The organism is Synechococcus sp. RSCCF101, assembly GCF_008807075.1.
Classification (GTDB): Bacteria; Cyanobacteriota; Cyanobacteriia; order PCC-6307; family Cyanobiaceae; genus RSCCF101.
In genome coordinates, this window is the sequence record NZ_CP035632.1 from 2,845,691 (window position 1) to 2,864,479 (window position 18,789).

18 protein-coding genes are annotated in these 18,789 nt (G+C 68.7%); 5 read left to right on the top strand and 13 right to left on the bottom strand.

What is annotated here, in order from left to right:
• Nucleotides 1-9: 9 nt before the first annotated feature.
• The 6 genes from EVJ50_RS13720 to EVJ50_RS13745 are packed head-to-tail and all read right to left on the bottom strand — an operon-like array spanning nt 10 to nt 7,304.
• Nucleotides 10-1,377: a 2Fe-2S iron-sulfur cluster-binding protein gene (locus EVJ50_RS13720; protein ID WP_150884592.1), complete on the bottom strand. Its 1,368-nt coding sequence runs from the start codon at nt 1,375-1,377 to the stop codon at nt 10-12.
• Nucleotides 1,378-1,413: 36 nt separating this feature from the next.
• Entirely contained in the window at nt 1,414-2,553 is a 1,140-nt protein-coding gene (gene ald / locus EVJ50_RS13725) for an alanine dehydrogenase (RefSeq protein ID WP_150884594.1), read from the bottom strand.
• A 60-nt stretch (nt 2,554-2,613) separates the two neighbouring features.
• A complete protein-coding gene (locus tag EVJ50_RS13730) occupies nt 2,614-4,308 on the bottom strand; it encodes an NAD+ synthase (RefSeq protein WP_150885069.1) in 1,695 nt (564 codons plus the stop codon).
• The gene (locus tag EVJ50_RS13735) at nt 4,268-4,951 is read right to left on the bottom strand and encodes a nicotinate-nucleotide adenylyltransferase (protein WP_370455526.1); all 684 of its coding nucleotides are present in this window, start codon (nt 4,949-4,951) and stop codon (nt 4,268-4,270) included. Before EVJ50_RS13735 ends, EVJ50_RS13730 begins: the two co-directional genes overlap by 41 nt.
• Nucleotides 4,948-6,270 (bottom strand): GTP-binding protein, encoded by a 1,323-nt coding sequence (locus EVJ50_RS13740; protein WP_150884596.1) that lies wholly within the window; start codon nt 6,268-6,270, stop codon nt 4,948-4,950. The genes EVJ50_RS13735 and EVJ50_RS13740 overlap by 4 nt, the downstream gene beginning before the upstream one ends.
• On the bottom strand, nt 6,267-7,304 hold the full coding sequence (locus tag EVJ50_RS13745; RefSeq protein WP_150884598.1) for a CNNM domain-containing protein: 1,038 nt from the start codon (nt 7,302-7,304) through the stop codon (nt 6,267-6,269). The genes EVJ50_RS13740 and EVJ50_RS13745 overlap by 4 nt, the downstream gene beginning before the upstream one ends.
• An 85-nt stretch (nt 7,305-7,389) precedes the next feature.
• On the opposite strand from EVJ50_RS13745, the gene EVJ50_RS13750 reads away from it, so the two are divergent.
• On the top strand, nt 7,390-8,709 hold the full coding sequence (locus EVJ50_RS13750; RefSeq protein WP_150884600.1) for an aminopeptidase P N-terminal domain-containing protein: 1,320 nt from the start codon (nt 7,390-7,392) through the stop codon (nt 8,707-8,709).
• A 30-nt stretch (nt 8,710-8,739) separates the two neighbouring features.
• On the opposite strand, the gene EVJ50_RS13755 is transcribed toward EVJ50_RS13750, so the two are convergent.
• Complete coding sequence (locus tag EVJ50_RS13755; RefSeq protein WP_370455645.1) at nt 8,740-9,468, bottom strand: HAD family hydrolase; 729 nt, start codon at nt 9,466-9,468, stop codon at nt 8,740-8,742.
• A gap of 121 nt (nt 9,469-9,589) precedes the next feature.
• Here EVJ50_RS13755 and EVJ50_RS13760 point away from each other — a divergent pair, with 121 nt between their 5' ends.
• Nucleotides 9,590-10,063, top strand: coding sequence for a 30S ribosomal protein PSRP-3 (locus EVJ50_RS13760; protein ID WP_225322964.1), 474 nt, complete (start codon nt 9,590-9,592; stop codon nt 10,061-10,063).
• Nucleotides 10,064-10,464: 401 nt separating this feature from the next.
• On the opposite strand, the gene atpC is transcribed toward EVJ50_RS13760, so the two are convergent.
• A complete protein-coding gene (gene atpC, locus EVJ50_RS13765; protein WP_150884606.1) occupies nt 10,465-10,878 on the bottom strand; it encodes an ATP synthase F1 subunit epsilon in 414 nt (137 codons plus the stop codon).
• Between the two features lie 87 nt (nt 10,879-10,965).
• Nucleotides 10,966-12,432: a F0F1 ATP synthase subunit beta gene (gene atpD, locus EVJ50_RS13770; RefSeq protein WP_150885071.1), complete on the bottom strand. Its 1,467-nt coding sequence runs from the start codon at nt 12,430-12,432 to the stop codon at nt 10,966-10,968.
• A 247-nt stretch (nt 12,433-12,679) separates the two neighbouring features.
• On the opposite strand from atpD, the gene groES reads away from it, so the two are divergent.
• On the top strand, nt 12,680-12,991 hold the full coding sequence (gene groES, locus EVJ50_RS13775; RefSeq protein ID WP_150884608.1) for a co-chaperone GroES: 312 nt from the start codon (nt 12,680-12,682) through the stop codon (nt 12,989-12,991).
• Nucleotides 12,992-13,042: 51 nt separating this feature from the next.
• Complete coding sequence (gene groL / locus EVJ50_RS13780; RefSeq protein ID WP_150884610.1) at nt 13,043-14,677, top strand: chaperonin GroEL; 1,635 nt, start codon at nt 13,043-13,045, stop codon at nt 14,675-14,677.
• A gap of 137 nt (nt 14,678-14,814) precedes the next feature.
• On the opposite strand, the gene msrB is transcribed toward groL, so the two are convergent.
• The 3 genes from msrB to gpmI are packed head-to-tail and all read right to left on the bottom strand — an operon-like array spanning nt 14,815 to nt 17,156.
• On the bottom strand, nt 14,815-15,297 hold the full coding sequence (gene msrB / locus EVJ50_RS13785; RefSeq protein WP_150885072.1) for a peptide-methionine (R)-S-oxide reductase MsrB: 483 nt from the start codon (nt 15,295-15,297) through the stop codon (nt 14,815-14,817).
• 59 nt (nt 15,298-15,356) lie between these two features.
• Nucleotides 15,357-15,584, bottom strand: a complete 228-nt coding sequence (secG, locus tag EVJ50_RS13790) for a preprotein translocase subunit SecG (RefSeq protein ID WP_150884612.1) — start codon at nt 15,582-15,584, stop codon at nt 15,357-15,359.
• 6 nt (nt 15,585-15,590) lie between these two features.
• Nucleotides 15,591-17,156, bottom strand: coding sequence for a 2,3-bisphosphoglycerate-independent phosphoglycerate mutase (gene gpmI, locus EVJ50_RS13795; protein ID WP_225322965.1), 1,566 nt, complete (start codon nt 17,154-17,156; stop codon nt 15,591-15,593).
• 215 nt (nt 17,157-17,371) lie between these two features.
• Between gpmI and pyrR the strand changes: the two genes are divergently transcribed.
• A complete protein-coding gene (pyrR, locus tag EVJ50_RS13800) occupies nt 17,372-17,944 on the top strand; it encodes a bifunctional pyr operon transcriptional regulator/uracil phosphoribosyltransferase PyrR (RefSeq protein WP_150884616.1) in 573 nt (190 codons plus the stop codon).
• Nucleotides 17,945-17,958: 14 nt separating this feature from the next.
• Here pyrR and EVJ50_RS13805 read toward each other — a convergent pair whose 3' ends face one another.
• Nucleotides 17,959-18,789 carry a hypothetical protein gene (locus EVJ50_RS13805; protein WP_150884618.1) on the bottom strand — a complete coding sequence of 277 codons (831 nt, stop codon included), beginning with the start codon at nt 18,787-18,789 and terminating at the stop codon, nt 17,959-17,961.

Sequence of the window (18,789 nt, forward strand, 5' to 3'; positions counted from 1 at the left end):
GCCATGGATTCAGAGATCGAGCACCACTCGCCCGCCGGCTGGCCGGGAGATGCAGATCAGGGCCTCGCCCTCGCCCAGCGGAGCGCTCGGCGTGGCGGTGGTCTCCACCGCTCCCTCCAGCACCCGGCAGCGGCATGTGCCGCAGACCCCGGCCCGACAGGCGAAGGGGGGCGTGAGTCCCTGATCCTCGGCGAGCTCCAGCAGGGATCCGGCGGCCTCCGCCCAGCGGGCCTCACGGCCGGATCGATGAAAGGTCACCTCGGCGGCCTGACCGGCGGCGCTGCCATCGGCCGGATCGGGGTGTTGCGGTCTCGGCGCCGGCGTGAACACCTCGAAGAACACACCCTCGATCGCCTCGCCGTCCCCGCCCCGCACCTGCCGCAGCGCAGCGAGCATCCCCTCCATGAACGGTGGGGAGCCGCAGAGGTAGATGTCTGCGTCCTCGGGCAGGAGACGCTGCAGCAGGGCGGCATCCACCCGCCCGCGGCTCTGGTAGCGGCCCTCGTCCTCCGGGCGGGGACGGCTGTAGGCCAGATGGACGTGGACCGGCGCTGGGACCCCTGCTGGCCCGGGGGCGGCCAGGTCCCGGATCTCGCTGCTGAAGGCCTGGTGGCTGCCGTCGCGGGCGCCGTGAATGAACCAGATCGGCTGCTGAAGCCCCAGGCGCCTGGCGGCTCTGGCCATCGTGAGCATGGGCGTGATACCGACCCCGTTGCTCACCAGGGCGATCGGACGGTCGCGATCCCCGTGGAGCACGAAGGCCCCGGCGGGGGGGCGACAGAGCAGCGTGCTGCCCTCCTCCACCGCGTCGTGCATCCAGGAGGAGGCCCGGCCCGGCGGTACATCCAGGCCGCGGGGCGCGGGTTCGCGCTTGATCGAGAGTCGGTATTGCGCACCGGGCCGGCTCCCGTCCGCCAGGTCGTCGGAGAGGGAGTAGGTGCGCACCGTCGGTCGCCCCTGCCCCGGGATCGGCAGCTGGATGGTCAGGAACTGGCCGGGGGAGAAGGTGGGAATGGGCAGGCCATCCACCGGAGCGAGGTGAAATGAGGTGATCTCCCGGCTCTCGGGCTGCTTGCGGATCACCCGGAAGGGGCGCCAGCCCCGCCAGCTCCGGGCTGCCTCGGCCCTGAACCGGCGGCGCCGAAGGCCTACGTCCACCAGGCCCGCTGCGCCACCGAAGGCCATCCCCCCCGCTCCCAGCGCCAGGCGCTGCTCGGTGCGGGCTCCCATCGCCCCGCCGCCGCCCGCCAGCCAGGCGCCGGCCGTGAAGCCCAGGATCACCCCCGCCGCCAGGCCGGCGACGGCGCCCTCAACGGGGTGGGGCGGCAAGGCCCTGCCGTAGATCTCGCTCGCCGAGGGCGTTGAGGCTGCGTTCATGGGGGAAGGTCGCGGGGCAGAGACGAGGGGAGGCCCTCAGCGCAGGCAGGCCATCGGATGGCGCGGCGGCACCCCCAGGGCCTTCGCCACGCTCGGGTGGCAGACCGAGCCGGAGACCGTGTTGAGTCCGGAGAGCAGCTCCGGTCGCTCCGTCACGGCTTCCTCCAGCCCGCGGCCGGCGATGCCGATCACGTACGGCAGGGTGACGCTCACCAGCGCTTCAGTGGACGTGAACGGCACAGCCCCCGGCATGTTGCCCACCGCGTAGTGCTGCACGCCGTGGATGGTCACCACCGGATCGGTGTGGGTCGTTTCCCGGCTTGTGGCCACACACCCGCCCTGATCGATCGCCACATCGACGATCACCGATCCGGGCTTCATGCGCCGCACGAGGTCCTCCCCCACCAGCCGCGGCGCCCGGCCCCCCGGGGTGAGCACCGCCCCGATCAGCAGATCCGCCGTGGGCACCAGCCGCTCGATCAGGCCCCGGCTGCTCACCACGCTCACCAGCCGGCCGGTGCGGGCCGACTCCAGGCTGCGCAGCCGGTCCGGCGAGCGGTCCAGCAGAAACACCTCGGCATCCATCCCCACCGCGAGGCGGGCGGCGTTCCAGCCCACGGTGCCGGCGCCCAGAACCACCACCCGCGCCGGCCGCACGCCGGTGCAGCCCCCGATCAGCACACCGCGCCCGCCATGGGGTCGCTCCAGCAGATGGGCCCCCACCTGGGCCGCCAGTCGCCCCGCGATCTCGCTCATCGGGGCCAGCAGCGGCAGGTGACCGTTGTCCAGCTGCACGGTCTCGTAGGCCAGTCCGGTGGTGCCGGCCTCCAGCAGAGCCTGTCCGACGTGGGGATAGGCGGCCAGGTGCAGGTAGGTGAACAGCACCAGGTCCTCGCGCAGGAAGCGGAACTCCTCCGGCTGGGGCTCCTTCACCTTCACCACCAGGTGCGCGCCCCAGGCCTCCTCACAGGACACGAGCCGGGCCCCGGCTTCGGCGTAGTCGCTGTCCGCCATGCCGGCACCGCTGCCGGCACCCTGTTGGACTCGCACCTCGAGTCCGTGGGACACCAGTTCGCTCACCCCGTCGGGAGTGAGGGCCACCCGCTGCTCGTCGCGCTTGATCTCGGTGGGCACACCGATGCTGGCCATCGGCGCCGACAGAACGGAGGAGGCCATGGGAGCGGATCGCTGAACCAAGCCTGCCCGCTGCCGGGCGAGTGCGCCACGCGGCCCGATTCAGCCTCCGGCGGCGATCGGCATGCGCCAGCCTCCGCCGAAGGCCTGGCGGCTGACCTTGAGCACCGGTGGTGCCTGGCGGCGCTTGAACTCGGCGCGGCGCATCAGGGCGTCCACGCGGCGGCAGACATCGGGCTCCATGCCCTCGGCGATGAGCTCCTCCGGCGTGCGGTGGTCATCGATCATGGCCCTGAGGATCGGATCGAGTCGCTCGTAGGGAGGCAGGGAATCGCTGTCCTTCTGATCCGGCCTCAGCTCCGCGCTGGGGGGCTTGCGGCGGATGGCCTCGCCCACGGGAGCCACCTGATCGGGCAGACCCAGTTCGCGCCGGCAGCCTCTTGAGGCGGGGCTGTCGAGCCAGTCGCAGAGGGCGAACACCGTGCTTTTGTACAGATCACCGATGACCGCCAGGCCGCCGTTCATGTCGCCGTAGAGGGTGCAGTACCCCACGGCCAGCTCGGACTTGTTGCCGGTGGAGAGCAGCAGACCCCCCTCCTGATTGGCCAGCGCCATCAGCAGGGTGCCCCGGATGCGCGACTGCAGGTTCTCCGCCGCCACACCGGCCGGGCCTCCGGGATAGATCGCGGTCAGCGTCCCGTCGAAGGCCTCCATTAGAGGGGCGATCGGCAACTGATCGGTGCGGAGGTCGAGGCGGTTCGCCAGCGCCTCCGCATCCTTCCAGGAGCCCTCGGAGCTGTAGGGCGAGGGCATCAGCAGCGTCCGGACCCGCTCCGGCCCGAGCGCGGCCGCGGAGATCACCGCCACAAGCGCCGAATCGATGCCTCCGCTGAGGCCCAGCAGGGCTGAGCGGAAGCCGCACTTGCGGGCGTAGTCCCGCACGCCGAGCACCAGCACCCGGAACACCTCCTCGAGCGGCTCGATCGCCGGCACGGCCCCAGGGGCAGGGGCCTGCGCGTCGTCGGAGGCCCACACCGCCAGGCACGATTCGGCGTGCGGCAGCTGCAGCAGAACGGCCCCGTCGGCGCCGACAACGAAGGAGCCTCCGTCGAACACCAGTTCGTCGTTGCCGCCGACCTGATTCACGTAGACCACGGGACAGCCGAGCCGCCTGGCCGCTGCCCCCGCCAGCCGCCTGCGGATCGCGCTCTTGCCGCGTCCGTAGGGGGAGGCCGAGAGATTCACCAGCAGATCGGGCCGGCGTCCGGCCAGCTCCGCCACAGGGTCGGCGCCATGCAGGCGCTGCTCCTGCAGTGCCTCATCCACCCAGAGGTCCTCACAGAGGGTCAGCCCGAGATGCACCGCTCTGCCCGCGGTCTCATGACGCAGGAGGCCGGCCTCCCCGCCGCTGCGGAAGTAGCGCTGCTCGTCGAAGACGTCGTAGCTGGGCAGCAGGCGCTTGCGGGACTGCATGCGCCAGCCGTCAGCCCGGACCGCCGCGATCGCATTGAAGAGAGCCGGTTGGCGCCCGTCGCCCACGCCCTCCACCACACCCACGAGCGCCGTGAGGTCCGCCGGCATGGCCGCTGCGAGGCGGTCGAGGGCCCGCTGCTGGGCCTCCAGCAGCGACGGACGCAGCAGCAGATCCCGTGGCGGGTAGCCCCAGAGACTCAGCTCCGGTGTCAGCACCAATGAGGCCCCCTGCCGGGCGGCGTCACGACAGGCCGACAGGATCCGGTCTGCGTTGCCCTGCAGATCACCGACCGTGGGATTCAGCTGCGCCAGCGCCAGCCGGATCGCCATTGCCGCTCCACTCATCGAGTCCTCCCCATCCGTAGAGATCCTGCTCCCGAAGCCTCTGCCACAGCTCCGGTGGCACCATCGCGGGGTCCGGTCGGGCGCGGACGCTCGAACTGGCCGTGGCCGGGATGGTCAGATCGAGCCGCGTCACCGTCCCCCCCATGGCGCGCAGCCGCTCCAGATCGCTCTGCCGCGCGGGCCAGCCCACCCGCGGCACCACCGCCAGGCTGCAGTGCTGCAGCAGCTCCTCGCTCGCATGCCAGCGGGGGATCTGGCCCAGCAGGTCGCTGCCGACCACAACGACCAGGTCCCGGCCGGGGTACAGCTCAGCGGCCCGTCGGACGCTGGTGAGGGTGTGGCGGCTGCTGAGGCGCTGGTCGAGCTTCAGACCGGGCCGATTGAGATCCGTCACCACCGCCTGCAGCAGAGCACTGCGGATGGCGAGGGGCGCGCCGTGCTGCTTGAGCGGGTTGTCGCTGGCCCAGGTGCGCACCAGCCCGTAACGCTCGCTCAGGCCCTGCAGAAAGGCGCGATGCCCGAGGGTCGGTGGATCGGCGCTGGTCCCGAACAGGGCCAGGGACTGCCGGGGAGCGTCAGCCCCGGCCGGCGGCCGGCCCGCTGCACCGGTCCCCTCGATCACGGTCGCTGCGGGGCCGCCGGCCGCCGCACCGGTGGGGACAGCCAGCGGCGAGCCTGCGGGTCGTCCCGCCAGAGACGACGCATCAGAGCGCCGGGTCGTCCCGGCGCCAGGCTGGCGTTGCGGCGCAGAGCCTCGGCCGCCAGCCGGCCGGTGCGGTGTGTGGTGTGGACAGCCAGAGCGGCCTGCGCCATCGCCACAGGTGCTGCCGGCGCCAGGCTCAGGCCGCCGGTGACGGGTGCCGCCAGGGTGAGCAGCTGGCGCAGGAGGCTGAGCACGGTCTGCAGCCCCAGCTGGGCGCCTCCCAGCCAGAGGCCATGCCCCGACAGCTGCCGCAGCAGACGGCGCGCCTGGGCCGGATCCATGTCCAGGCCGTAGAGCCGGCACAGCCGCAGCACGAGGGTGGCGTCCATGGCTGCGGTGCCGGCCAGATCGAGCAGCAGCAGCGGATTGGCGGCCACGGCAGCGGCTTTGACCCCTGCGACCCTCTGGATCAGCCCACGGGCCTGCCGCTGGCCCCGCCTGAGGCGCGAGCGGTGCAGCTGTCCATGGAAGCGGTCCGCGGCCTGAAGGCAGTTGAGGGCGAGCAGAAGGGCACCCTGCTGCTCGAGCAGGGGCAGCAGGGCCTCCAGCAGGGCCGTGAGGTCCGGAGGCCCCGGCTCGCTGCGGACCCGGCCGTCCTCCAGCAGCGCCGGGCGGCGCGGGGCCGCCATCACCCCCACCGGCTCCAGGCAGAAGCGTGAGCGCGGCAACCGCTTCCGCAGGCTGGCCATCAGCTGCTCCCGCTGCTCCTCCGGCCAGATGTCCAGCCGGTTGAGCACGGGCAGCACCGGCTGTCCCCGGCCCAGCATCCCCTCCAGGACCAGCCGTTCCGGCGCGCTCAGATCCCCGTCGAGCACGAACAGGACCAGCTCCGCCCCCAGCGCGGCGCTCCGGGCCAGCAGCTCGCGCACCTCACCGTCCACTTCATCGATGCCCGGCGTGTCGATCAGGGTCAGCGACCCCAGCCCGGGCAGCTGCCGCGACCAGTGCGCCTGCTCCGCCGTGCGTGTCGAGCCGTGGGCCACATCGGTGTGGAAGCGGGGTGTCCCCAGCAGGGCATTCAGCAGGCTCGACTTGCCGACACCGACCCGTCCCACGGCGGCGATGCGGAGTTCGCGCCGCTCCAGCCGTCCCAGGTGATCGTCGAGCGCGGCGAGATCGGCGGCCAACCGGGTGCGCTCGGAGCGATCGAGCCGAAGCCCGCCTCGCCACTGCTGCAGCAGCTGGTCGCAGCGCTGCTCCGCCGAGGGAGGCCTCCATGCGGCGCTCGGCCCGCTCATGGCTGGTCCCGGGCGGTGCTGCCGCTCTCCGGGGCGGCCCCCAGCTGGGGGCGGCGCCACCAGCCGGCCAGCACGGCGAGAACCGCGTCGGCCCCCACGACCCCCACGAAGGCCCCGAATTCATCCACCACCACCCGTACGCCGCGGCTGCGGCGCCGCATGGAGGTGAGCAGGCGATCGGCCCGCATCATCTCGGGAACGAAGTCACTGGGTTCGCAGAGGCTGTGGATGGGCCGTTCCCCCTCCCCCCTGAGCAGAGCGGTGAGCAGTTGATCCCGGCTGGCCACGCCGAGGATCTCATCGACCTCCTCACCCAGAACGACCCACCAGCTGGAGCTGGAGTCCAGCAGCTCCTCCCGGGCCGACGCCAGGCTCTGCTGACCGCTCAGGGTGTCGGCCGACACGCGCGGAATCATCAGGTCCCTGGCGGTGAGGTCGTTGAGCTGGAACACCTTTCCGATCATGGCCGCCTCGTCGGCCTCGATGCCACCGGTGCGGGATCCGAGCCTGGCCAGCAGGCGGATCTCGTTCTCATCGGTGGTGAGTTCGCTCTGGGCGGTGATCGCCGGCATCAGGCGCTCCAGCAGCAGCACCAGCGGCAGGAGCAGGCGCAGCAGGAAGCTGAGCACAGGTGCGGCAGCCAGACCGATGGCCATCGGGGTGCGGCTGGCCACCGCCTTGGGAAGGATCTCGCCCAGCAGGATCACCAGAACGGTCAGGCCCACCGAGAACAGCGGCAGCGCCACTCCTTCGATCCCCATGCCGCTGAACACCGCGCTGGCGGTGCTGCCCAGCATCAGGCTGCCGAAGATGTTGAAGGCGTTGTTGGCGATGACCAGCACCACCAGGGTGCGCCCCATCCGCTGCTTCAGGCGTTCGAGGGTCCGGGCCCCCGCCACGGGATGGGGAGCCGTCGCCAGCTCGTGCACCTGAACCGGGCTGGCCGTGAGCATGGCGGCCTCCACACCCGAGCTCAGGGCCGATCCCAGCAGCAATACCAGCACAAGGGCGGTCAGTCCGAGCAGCGGAGTCATGCAGGAGCTGTGGGACCGCCGGATGCGGGAATTCGTACATTCATTAAATCGGTTGTCCCTCGTCCCGTCTCTGCGCGGGCCCGCCATGGTTCAGGTCTCACCCGTTCACGGAACGCGACGCGACCGTCTGCTCAGCCAGCTCGTCGACCGTGCCGCCGTGATTCCCGCCGCGGCGCTGGTCACCCACCATGCCGACGTCGAATACCCCTTCCGCCAGGACAGCGACTTCTGGTACCTGACCGGCTTCGATGAGCCCGACGCCGTGGCGCTGTTTCTGTCGCACCGCGAGCAGGAGCGCTTCGTTCTCTTCGTGTCGCCCCGGAACCCGGCTGCGGAGGTGTGGACCGGATTCCGCTGGGGCTGTGAGGGTGCCGTGGAGCAGTTCGGCGCCGATGTGGCCCACCCGATCGCCGAGCTGGAGAGCCGCCTCGATGAGTACCTCGACGGTGCCAGCGCCGTTCTCTTCCGGGTGGGTCGCCACCCGGGCGTCGAGCCCCTGGTGCTGAAGGCCCTGGCCCGGCAGCTCGACCGAGCCCCGCGCAGCGGCCAGGCCCCTCTGGCCCTGCAGGATCCCAGCGCGCTCCTGCACGGGATGCGCCAGATCAAGGACCCGATCGAGCTGGACCGACTGCGGGAGGCGGCCCGCATCTCGGCTGCGGCCCATGAGCTGGCCAGGGCCCGGACCCGGCCCGGCATGAGCGAGCGTCAGGTCCAGGCCCTGATGGAACAGTCGTTCCTGGAGGCCGGGGCCCGTGGGCCGGCCTACGGCTCGATCGTGGCCGGGGGCGACAACGCCTGCGTTCTCCACTACACCAGCAATGCCGATGTGCTGCGCGACGGAGATCTGCTGCTGATCGATGCCGGCTGCAGCCTGAGCGATTACTACAACGGCGACATCACCCGGACGTTCCCGATCAACGGGCGCTTCACCAGCGAGCAGCGGCTGCTGTACGAGCTCGTGCTCGCCTCTCAGCTGGCTGCACTGGCTGCCGTGAGGCCTGGCACGACAGCGGACGCGGTGCACGAGACCGCTCTGCGGGTGCTGGTGGAGGGACTGCTCGATCTGGGATTGCTGCTCGGCAGTGCCGATGCCGTGATCGAGACGGGCGCCTACCGCCATCTCTACATGCACCGGACCGGGCACTGGCTCGGTCTGGATGTGCACGATGTCGGCGCCTACCGGCTCGGGGACCACCCGGTGACTCTCGAGCCCGGGATGGTGCTCACGGTGGAACCGGGGCTCTACGTGAGCGATCGGCTGCCGGTCCCGGACGGGCAGCCGGAGATCGATCCCCGCTGGCAGGGCATCGGAATCCGCATCGAGGACGACGCGGCGGTGACCGAGAGCGGTTCCGAGGTGCTGAGCGCGGCGGCGCTCAAGCTGCCCGACGCCATGGAGCGGTGACCCCGCGCCGATCCCGGCCGGTGACGGGACTCACAGCGCGTCGAGCTCCGCCAGCAGTGAAGTCGTGGAGGTGAGGATGCGATCGGCTCCGGCCCCACGCAGGCGCTCGGCATAGGCCGCTCGTTCCGATTCGCTCCCGTTCAGGTGCGGCGGGGGTACCGCCAGACTCAGCCAGTCAATGGCTGGATGCTCCCTGCGCGCGGCCTGCACGGTGAGCACGTCCGCCACGGTGTCTCCGAGATAGGCCACCCGGGGCGCGGTCCCGGCGCCGCCATCCCTGTCGATCAGCGTCCTGCTCAGGCGGATCAGTCCCGTGGGGTCGGGCTTGTCGGGCGCATCGCCCATGGCGATCAGGGGGGGATCCGCCAGGCCCAGTCGCGACTCGAGCACGAAGCGGGCCGAAGCGGGTTCGGCTCCGCTCACGAATCCCCACTGGATTCCGGCGCCGCTGAGGGCTGCGAAGAAGGGGGCCGCCACCAGCAGGGGCTCGTCGCGGATGCAGCCCGTCCAGCTGCCGGGATCCTCCCCGGCTTCGGGGCCGAAGTAGAACCCGCTGAAGATTCGGATCACCTCCTCTCGCTCCGGTAAGGGCTGATGGGCGCGTCGCCTCAGCAGCTCCAGGCTGGCGTCCCAGTCGTTGTTCCAGCAGCCCTCTGATTTCAGGGCGTCGATGTGGGTGTTGTCGGGCCGCCAGCCGCTGTAGTGATGCACGGTCGCGGCGAGGGCCCTGCGGTAGCTGCGGGAGACATCGCGGATCACCCCGTCGATGTCGAAGACCACGGCACAGAGACGCGCTGACACCTGCGTTGGGGGCTCCGGGAGGAGAGGGATGTGGCTGGTAGGGTAGTTGTTTGTCCCTGACGATTTGAGCGCTGAAAGCATGGTCGTGACTGAGAGCGGTGACGGCAGCTCCCCGGCCGTGGCAGCACCCGAGGAGGCGGCGACACCCGCTCCTGTGGAAGGACGCCCGGCGCAACGGGGCGGCAGCGCGGCACTGGCCACGGCCACGATCGATGCCGATGGTGTGCCCTCCGGATACACACCGAAGGCCGATGAGGGTCGGTTCCTCCTGAAGATCCTCTGGCTGCCCGACAATGTGGCCCTTGCGGTGGATCAGATTGTCGGGGGCGGGCCCAGCCCGCTCACGGCCTACTTCTTCTGGCCGCGCGAGGATGCCTGGGAGACGCTCAAGAGTGAACTCGAGGGCAAAAGCTGGATCACCGACAACGAGAGGGTTGAAGTCCTCAACAAGGCCACGGAAGTGATCAACTACTGGCAGGAAGAGGGCAAGGGCAAGAGTCTTGAGGAAGCCAAGCTCAAGTTCCCGGAAGTGACGTTCTGCGGCACGGCCTGAACGGGGGCGCACTGCGCAGCCTCACGGCCGGGCCTCGAAGTCCTGCGTTCCGGCCGCGAGGTTCTGACAGATCGATTGAAAGCCTGATCCACGGCGTTCACCCACCAGGGATCGAAGCCCACGTGCAGCCCAGCCCTTGTACGTGGGCTTTTCTCTGCCGCACGTCTGGATAAGCCAGACCTGAACGGTCACGTCGACGGATGCATCAGTGCGTCGACGGAGGAAAGCCCCCGATCAGTGAGCTGTGGTTCGCTTCACTGAACTGCTGTTCATCGGCCTCGGTGGTCGGCTCAGCTTCAATGCACCGGACAGGACGCAAGGACGGACGATCCGGGAACGGGTCGGGAGCACCCAATCGATCGCGACCAATTGGGTTGTGTGTTGCGCTGTCGCCTGTCCGATCAGGCGTCCGTGCTGCCGCTCGCCTGGGCACGAGCACGGGCTCGCTCCAGCGTCTGCTGGGCACGCAGTTTCTCCACACTGGGAGGGGTGCCCTCGAACCGCTCAGCGGCTTCGCGGGCGCTGCTGAGTTCGTTTGAGGCCGCCTCGGAGTCGATGCCGGAGCCGAGTTCGGCACCGTTGACGAGAACGGTCACTTCATCGGTTTCCACTTCGGCAAAACCGCCCATCAGGGCGATCGACTGCCACTCCTTGCCTTCCCTGACCTGCATCACACCGATACTCAGAGCGGTGAGCAGGGACACGTGACCGGGAAGAATGCCCAGCTGACCGGTCGTGCTGGGAAGGATCACCTCGTCGGCCGGACCGTCAAAGACGTTCTGATCAGGAGAAAGAACGCGCAGCGTCAGCGACATGGGTGTGGCAGGGGTTCAGGGGATGGATGGTTGGAACGGGTGGGTTGCAGCGCCGGCACAGCTGTGCCGGCGCTGCAGGGGGGTGCCTCAACCCTTGGCTTCAGCGGCGATCTTGGCAGCCTTGGCCTTGACCTCATCAATGTTGCCGACGAGGTAGAAGGCGGCTTCCGGCAGATCGTCGAGCTCACCGGAGAGAATCATGTTGAATCCGGCGATGGTTTCTTCCAGCTTCACGTACTTGCCGGGCATGCCGGTGAAGACTTCAGCCACGAAGAAGGGCTGGGACAGGAACTTCTCGATCTTGCGAGCCCGGTCCACGGTCTGACGGTCCTCTTCGGACAGTTCATCCAGGCCGAGAATGGCGATGATGTCCTGCAGTTCCTTGTAGCGCTGCAGGGTGGACTGCACGGCGCGGGCTGTGCGGTAGTGCTCCTCTCCCACCACGGAGGGCTGCAGCATGGTGCTGGTGGAATCGAGCGGGTCCACGGCCGGATAGATGCCCTTCGAGGCCAGGCCACGGCTGAGCACCGTGGTGGCGTCGAGGTGGGCGAAGGTGGTGGCCGGAGCCGGGTCGGTCAGGTCATCGGCCGGAACGTACACCGCCTGGATCGAGGTGATCGAACCCTCCAGGGTGGAGGTGATGCGTTCCTGCAGTTCGCCGACGTCGGTGCCGAGCGTGGGCTGATAGCCCACAGCCGAGGGCATGCGGCCGAGCAGGGCAGAAACCTCGGAGCCGGCCTGCACGAAGCGGAAGATGTTGTCGATGAACAGCAGCACGTCCTGCTTGTTCACGTCACGGAAGTGCTCCGCCATGGTGAGCGCCGAGAGGCCCACCCGCATGCGGGCACCCGGAGGCTCGTTCATCTGGCCGTAGCAGAGGGCCACCTTCGACTTGCTCAGATCATCGGCGTTGATCACGCCGGAATCCTTGAACTCCTCGTAGAGGTCATTGCCCTCGCGGGTCCGCTCGCCCACTCCACCGAACACGGACACACCGCCGTGCTCCTTGGCGATGTTGTTGATCAGCTCCTGGATCAGAACGGTCTTGCCCACACCGGCGCCGCCGAAGAGGCCGACCTTGCCGCCCTGTCGGTAGGGAGCCAGGAGGTCGATCACCTTGATCCCGGTTTCGAAGACCTTGGGCTTGGTCTCCAGTTCGGTCAGCTTGGGGGCCTCCCGGTGGATCGGCGCGGTGGCGCTGGCCGGAACCGGGCCCTGCTCGTCCACGGGCTCGCCGAGAACGTTGAAGATCCGTCCGAGGGTCGCTTCACCCACAGGGACGCTGATCGGGGCACCGGTGTCGATGGCCTCCATGCCGCGGACGAGGCCGTCGGTGCTGCTCATGGCCACGGCACGCACACGGTGGTCGCCCAGCAGCTGCTGCACCTCGGCGGTCAGGGCCACATCCTGTCCGGCGGAGTTCTTGGCCTCGATCCGCAGGGCATTGAAGATCCGGGGCAGCTTTCCAGCGGGAAACTCCACATCCAGAACCGGACCGATGACCTGACGGACGACGCCTGTCGTGCCGGCGGAGGCAGTTGCAGCCATATGTATGGAGGAAAAGGGGTGTTGCGGCGGATGTGCTCCACCCAAAGCGCGGCAACCTTACCACCGCTCGCCACCCCTCCTCCGGGCCGCCCTGATGGACGGTTCCTGTTCGGTCAACCGCACGCCGAAGCGGTGGCGCTACGGACGCCTCAACCCATACGTTGGCACTCAGCGGGCATGAGTGCCAGGTCCAGCGCCGGGCAGCCCGTTTTTCTGTGGTGCACCGCGCCACATCCCCGTCATTTTTCCAACCATGGCTGCTGTTTCCCTCAGCGTCTCCACGGTCAAGCCGCTCGGAGATCGCGTGTTCGTGAAGGTGTCCGCTGCGGAGGAGACCACCGCCGGCGGCATCCTCCTGCCCGATACGGCTCAGGAGAAGCCCCAGGTCGGTGAGGTGGTCCAGGTGGGCCCCGGCAAGCGCAACGACGACGGCACCCGCCAGGCTCCCGAAGTGAGCGTCGGCGACAAGGTGCTCTACAGCAAGTACGCCGGCACGGACATCAAGCTCTCGACGGATGAGTACGTGCTGCTGTCCGAGAAGGACATCCTGGCTGTCGTCAGCTGAGCGCGTTCACGCGTCGTTCACGAACCCCATACACCATTCGAATCGCCTCTCATGGCCAAGCGCATCATTTACAACGAGCAGGCCCGTCGCGCCCTGGAGAAGGGAATCGACATCCTGGCTGAGTCCGTTGCCGTGACCCTCGGACCGAAGGGACGCAACGTCGTGCTCGAGAAGAAGTTCGGTGCTCCCCAGATCATCAATGACGGCGTCACCATCGCCAAGGAGATCGAGCTCGAGGACCACATCGAGAACACGGGTGTCTCCCTGATCCGTCAGGCCGCCTCCAAGACCAACGATGCGGCCGGCGACGGAACCACCACCGCCACCGTTCTGGCCCACGCCATGGTCAAGGCCGGTCTGCGCAACGTGGCGGCAGGAGCCAACGCCATCACCCTGAAGCGCGGCATCGACCGGGCCACCGACTTCCTGGTCCAGAAGATCGAGGAACAGGCCAAGCCCATCAGCGACAGCAGCGCCATTGCCCAGGTGGGCACCATCTCCGCCGGCAACGACGAGGAAGTCGGCCAGATGATCGCTGACGCCATGGACCGCGTCGGCAAAGAGGGTGTGATCTCCCTCGAGGAAGGCAAGTCCATGACCACCGAACTGGAGGTCACCGAGGGCATGCGCTTCGACAAGGGTTACATCTCCCCCTACTTCGCCACCGACACCGAGCGCATGGAAGCGGTGCTCGATGAGCCCTACATCCTCCTCACCGACAAGAAGATCGGTCTGGTTCAGGATCTGGTGCCCGTGCTCGAGCAGATCGCCCGCACCGGCAAGCCTCTGCTGATCATCGCCGAGGACATCGAGAAGGAAGCCCTGGCCACCCTGGTGGTGAACCGCCTGCGTGGGGTGCTCAACGTCGCCGCAGTCAAGGCTCCGGGCTTCGGTGATCGCCGCAAGGCCATGCTCGAGGACATGGCAGTGCTGACCAACGGCCAGCTCATCACCGAGGACGCCGGTCTCAAGCTCGAGAACGCCAAGCTCGAGATGCTGGGCACCGCCCGTCGTGTGACCATCAACAAGGACACCACCACCCTCGTGGCCGAAGGCAACGAGGTGGCGGTGAAGGCCCGCTGCGAGCAGATCCGCAAGCAGATCGACGAGACCGATTCCTCCTACGACAAGGAGAAGCTGCAGGAGCGTCTCGCCAAACTGGCCGGTGGCGTCGCCGTGGTGAAGGTGGGTGCGGCCACCGAAACCGAGATGAAGGACCGCAAGCTGCGCCTCGAGGATGCCATCAACGCCACCAAGGCGGCCGTTGAGGAAGGCATCGTTCCCGGTGGCGGCACCACCCTGGCTCACCTCGCCCCCACCCTCGAGGAGTGGGCAGCAGCCAACCTCACCGGTGAGGAGCTGATCGGTGCCCGCATCGTTGCGTCCGCCCTCACGGCTCCGCTGATGCGCATCGCCGAGAACGCCGGTGCCAACGGCGCGGTTGTGGCTGAGAACGTGAAGTCCAAGCCGTTCACCGAGGGGTACAACGCCGCCAACGGCGAGTACGTGGACATGCTCAGCGCCGGCATCGTCGATCCGGCCAAGGTGACGCGCTCCGGTCTCCAGAACGCGTCCTCGATCGCCGGCATGGTGCTCACCACCGAGTGCATCGTGGCTGATCTGCCCGAGAAGAAGGAAGCGGCCCCCGCCGGTGGCGGCGGCATGGGCGGCGACTTCGACTACTGATCCGATCCACGCAGGGGTCGCAGCCATGCGCCGCGACCCCTCATCGGTTGGCCATGGCCGGTGCCACGTGCAGCGGCCGGACGGACGAAGCAGGAGGGCTCAGGCCCTCCTTTTTTGTTCCTCGTTTTCAGTGCGCTTCAGCCGGGCTCGAACACCAGGGCGACGCCGTTGTTGCAGTAGCGCTTGCCGGTGGGTCGGGGGCCGTCATTGAAGACATGACCCTGGTGCCCGCCGCAGCGGCGGCAGTGGTACTCGGTGCGGGGGATGATCAGCTTGAAATCCACCTTGGTGCGAATCGCGTCGGGAAGGTGGTCGTAGAAACTGGGCCAGCCGGTGCCGCTGTCGTACTTGGTAACCGAACTGAACAGGGGTAGACCGCAGCCGGCACAGAGAAAGGTGCCGTCGCGCTTCTCATTGTTGAGCGGACTGCTGAAGGGGCGTTCCGTTCCTTCCTGGCGCAGCACCTCGAACGCTTCCTTGGACAGGCGCTTGCGCCACTGCTGTGGCGTCAGATCCCAGGCCGGATCGTCTGCCGCAGAGGCGGCCAGCGCCGCCGGGATCGGCAGGGCCAGTGGCAGGGAGACACCCAGAAGGGCCTGGAGGACGCTGCGTCGCGGCAGCGCGATGGAATGGTCGTGGTCCGTTGAAGCGTCGTGGGGCACGCGGATGAGAAACGAGGTCACAGCCAGCCGGCGCTCAGAATCACCGCCAGTCCGAGGAAGAGGGTCAGCAGCGTCCAGCTGATGCGGTTCAGTGTGGCTTCCGCGCTGCTGGCACTGCTGAACATGGAGCTGCCGCTGGCGGCCAGACCACCCATGCCATCTCCCTTGGGACTGTGGAGCAGAACACTGATGATCAGAAGGATGGCCGTGGCGATCCAGATCCAGGACAGGACGGTGGCGACCATGGCGAATCAGACGGGCTGGGGAGTTCTGGGCAGAGTCGGCAGGCTGAGGGGGCGCACCAGCGACTCACCGGTCATGTTGGCAGGCTGGGCGAGTCCGAGAATCTGGAGCAAGGTGGGTGCGATGTCCGCCAGCCCGCCTCCGTCACGCAACTGGATGGCATTGCCGTAGCCGGCCAGCTTGCGCTTCTCCCCCTCCACCAGGATCAATGGAACTGGGTTGGTGGTGTGGGCGGTCCAGGGCTGGCCGTTCTCTCCCTGCATCACTTCCGCGTTGCCGTGGTCGGCCGTGATCAGCATCGTGCCGCCCATGCGGTTGGTGGCCTCGAGCAGGCGCCCGAGCGAGGCATCCACCGCGGCGATCGCCTCGGTGGTGGCCTCCATGCGGCCGGTGTGGCCCACCATGTCGGGGTTGGCGTAGTTGATCACCACCAGGGAGTAGGTGCCCTGACGGATGGCGTCGATGCAGCTGTCGGTCAGCTCCACGGCGGACATGGCGGGAGCCTGGTCGTAGGTGGCGACCCTCGGTGAGGGCACGAGATGCCGCTCCTCACCGGCGAAGGGTTTTTCGATGCCCCCGTTCATGAAGTAGGTGACGTGGGGGTACTTCTCCGTTTCCGCGGTGCGGTATTGCGACAGGCCGGCATCGGCCACCACCTGACCGAGCAGACCGTCGAGGCTCTCGGGCGGAAAGGCCACCCGGACCGGCAGATTCCGTTCGTACTGAGTGAAGGTCACCACATCGAGAGCCGGCACCGGACCCCGCTCGAAGCCCTGGAAGTCCCTGCTGACCAGGGCATGCAGGATCTGGCGCATGCGATCGGGCCGGAAGTTGAAGCAGATCAGCCCATCGCCATCCTTGAAATGGCCCGGCTGGAGACGCACGGGCTCAAGGAATTCATCGCCCACTCCGTCGGCGTAGGACGCGGCGAGGGCCTGCAGCGGAGAGGCCCCGGAGGGCTCGCCGGGTTCGGCCATCAGCCGGTAGGCGCGTTCGGTGCGCTCCCAGCGGGTGTCCCGGTCCATGGCCCAGTAGCGACCGCACAGGGTGGCGACGGTTCCGGTGCCCGTTGCGTCGATGGCCTGTTGAAGCGTGGTGAGTGCGGACTCAGCACTGCGGGCGGGGGTGTCACGACCATCGGTAATGGCGTGGATGACCACATCGTTGATGGCGTTGGCGGCAGCCCACTCCAGCAGCCCGATGAGGTGGGACACATGGCTGTGGACTCCCCCCTCGGAGCACAGTCCCATCAGATGGAGCGTGCCGCCGCTGGAGCGGAGCTCGGCCGCAAGGCTCTGGAGAGCCGGGTTCGGGGCCAGATCGCCATTCCGGACGGCCTGGCCGATCCGCACCAGCTCCTGGCGGATGATGCGCCCGGCACCGATGGTCAGATGCCCCACCTCGGAGTTGCCCATCTGCCCGTCGGGAAGGCCCACGTCGGCTCCGCTGGCCTGGATCAGGGTGTGGGGGTAGGCGCTCCAGAGCGCATCCATGACGGGGGTGTCGGCCTGCCGGATCGCGTTGTGGTCGCTCTGAGGGCGATAGCCCCAGCCATCGAGGATGGTGAGCACCACCGGAGCCACGGAGGCTCGACCCGTTGGGGCCGCGTGCGAGTCACGCTCAGGACCGGACGATGAAGAGGGGACGGATACCGGCACCGGGTCTTCTTCAGCACTTCTTCATGATCCAACGCTAACCCTGGGGCCTTCAGCCGCAGCACGCCGGCCCGCTCAGGTCAGACAACCTGAACACAGTCCACTTCCTAGTGTGATGGGCGCAGACGGTGAGAATGGAACGAAGCTCCGGCGCGGTTGACGCCCTGCAGCGGGTAGAGATCCTCTCGGCGGAGGCTCTGCGCCGCACCATCCGACGCCTGGCCTCCCAGGTGCTGGAGAGCGTCCAGGACGCCGGCGATCTGGTGCTCCTAGGAATTCCTACCCGCGGCGTGGCCCTTGCCGATGTGCTGGCCGCCGAGATCGAACGCGTCTCCGGCCATCCCGTGGACCGCGGAACGCTGGACCCCACCTTCCACCGGGATGATCTCGAGCGGGTCGGCACGCGGCTGGTCGAACCCACGCAGCTGCCGGCGTCGGTCGAAGACCGGGAGGTGGTGCTGGTGGATGACGTGATCTTCACCGGGCGCACGGTGCGTGCCGCGCTGGAGGCGCTTCAGACCTGGGGCAGGGCCCGCCGCGTGCAGCTGGTCGCGATGGTGGATCGGGGCCACCGCGAACTGCCGATTCAGCCCGACTTCTGCGGCCGGCTCGTCCCCACCAGCCGGCTGGAGCGCATTCATCTCTGTCTGGCCGCGATCGACGGAGAGGAGGGCGTCTATCTGATCAAGGAGCCCGCCGCCGACTGATCCGGATCCGCCGGTCAGCGACGGCAGGCGCTTTCCGGTCCGAACTCCTCGATGCGACCGCCCAGCTCGCGGCAGCCCGCCTCGAACGCCTGCCAGGCATCCATCCCGGCAGCCAGGTGGCGCTGCACAACCGGGTCGAGCTCCTCGGCCGGCACCGCATCCGAGGGGCCGTCGCCATGGGTGTGCAGAGCCTCCTCAGCTTCGCGGCTGGCTTCGATGCCGGCCTCGGCCCTGCGTCGCAGATCGGCGGCCCGGTTCTGCCACCACGGGTGATCCAGCCGGTTGATCGCTGCGAGGGCTTCCCACCAGCGCTCCTCCCGGACCAGACGATCCCCACGGTCATGGTCGAGCTGGTTGCGGTTCCAGATCTCCCTGAAGGTGTCGCCCAGGGCGTCGCCATCAGCGTTGCCGGCGACGCCGAGGGGCTCGAGCAGGGCCAGGGAACGGTCCAGATCACCCTCCCGGAAGCGCTCCACAGCCTGGTTGCGCAGCTGGTCCTCCCAGACCACGAGCCGCTCCCTGTCGCTGTCAAGGGCAACCGGTGACTGGGCCAGCTTGCGCTGGAGCGCGATGGCGCCGGTCCATTCCGAGCGGCTCCAGAGCTGCTCCGCCTGGGTTCGGCGGCATCCCGCCTGGGCGTCCTGACCACCGCCTGACAACCAGCGCAGGGCGGCCATCTGCTCGCCATACCGCAGGCAGGCCTCCAGATCCCCCCGCGCGGCCGCGGCCTCGAGTCGTCTGGGCAGCTGCTTCTCCCACCAGAGGGCCGATCCGACTCCGGCCGCCACCAGGGACAGGGTGGCCACCAGCCAGAACCGCGGGAGCCGGTGGCGGCGCAGGGCCAA

Excerpts from the sequence above, each read along its gene's own strand:
- EVJ50_RS13740 (WP_150884596.1), bottom strand. The coding sequence starts at position 6,270 with ATGAGCGGGCCGAGCGCCGCATGGAGGCCTCCCTCGGCGGAGCAGCGC.
- EVJ50_RS13750 (WP_150884600.1), top strand. The coding sequence starts at position 7,390 with ATGGTTCAGGTCTCACCCGTTCACGGAACGCGACGCGACCGTCTGCTC.
- pyrR (WP_150884616.1), top strand. The coding sequence starts at position 17,372 with ATGGAACGAAGCTCCGGCGCGGTTGACGCCCTGCAGCGGGTAGAGATC.
- secG (WP_150884612.1), bottom strand. The coding sequence starts at position 15,584 with ATGGTCGCCACCGTCCTGTCCTGGATCTGGATCGCCACGGCCATCCTT.
- ald (WP_150884594.1), bottom strand. The coding sequence starts at position 2,553 with ATGGCCTCCTCCGTTCTGTCGGCGCCGATGGCCAGCATCGGTGTGCCC.
- EVJ50_RS13720 (WP_150884592.1), bottom strand. The coding sequence starts at position 1,377 with ATGAACGCAGCCTCAACGCCCTCGGCGAGCGAGATCTACGGCAGGGCC.
- groES (WP_150884608.1), top strand. The coding sequence starts at position 12,680 with ATGGCTGCTGTTTCCCTCAGCGTCTCCACGGTCAAGCCGCTCGGAGAT.
- EVJ50_RS13760 (WP_225322964.1), top strand. The coding sequence starts at position 9,590 with ATGGTCGTGACTGAGAGCGGTGACGGCAGCTCCCCGGCCGTGGCAGCA.
- atpC (WP_150884606.1), bottom strand. The coding sequence starts at position 10,878 with ATGTCGCTGACGCTGCGCGTTCTTTCTCCTGATCAGAACGTCTTTGAC.
- EVJ50_RS13745 (WP_150884598.1), bottom strand. The coding sequence starts at position 7,304 with ATGACTCCGCTGCTCGGACTGACCGCCCTTGTGCTGGTATTGCTGCTG.
- groL (WP_150884610.1), top strand. The coding sequence starts at position 13,043 with ATGGCCAAGCGCATCATTTACAACGAGCAGGCCCGTCGCGCCCTGGAG.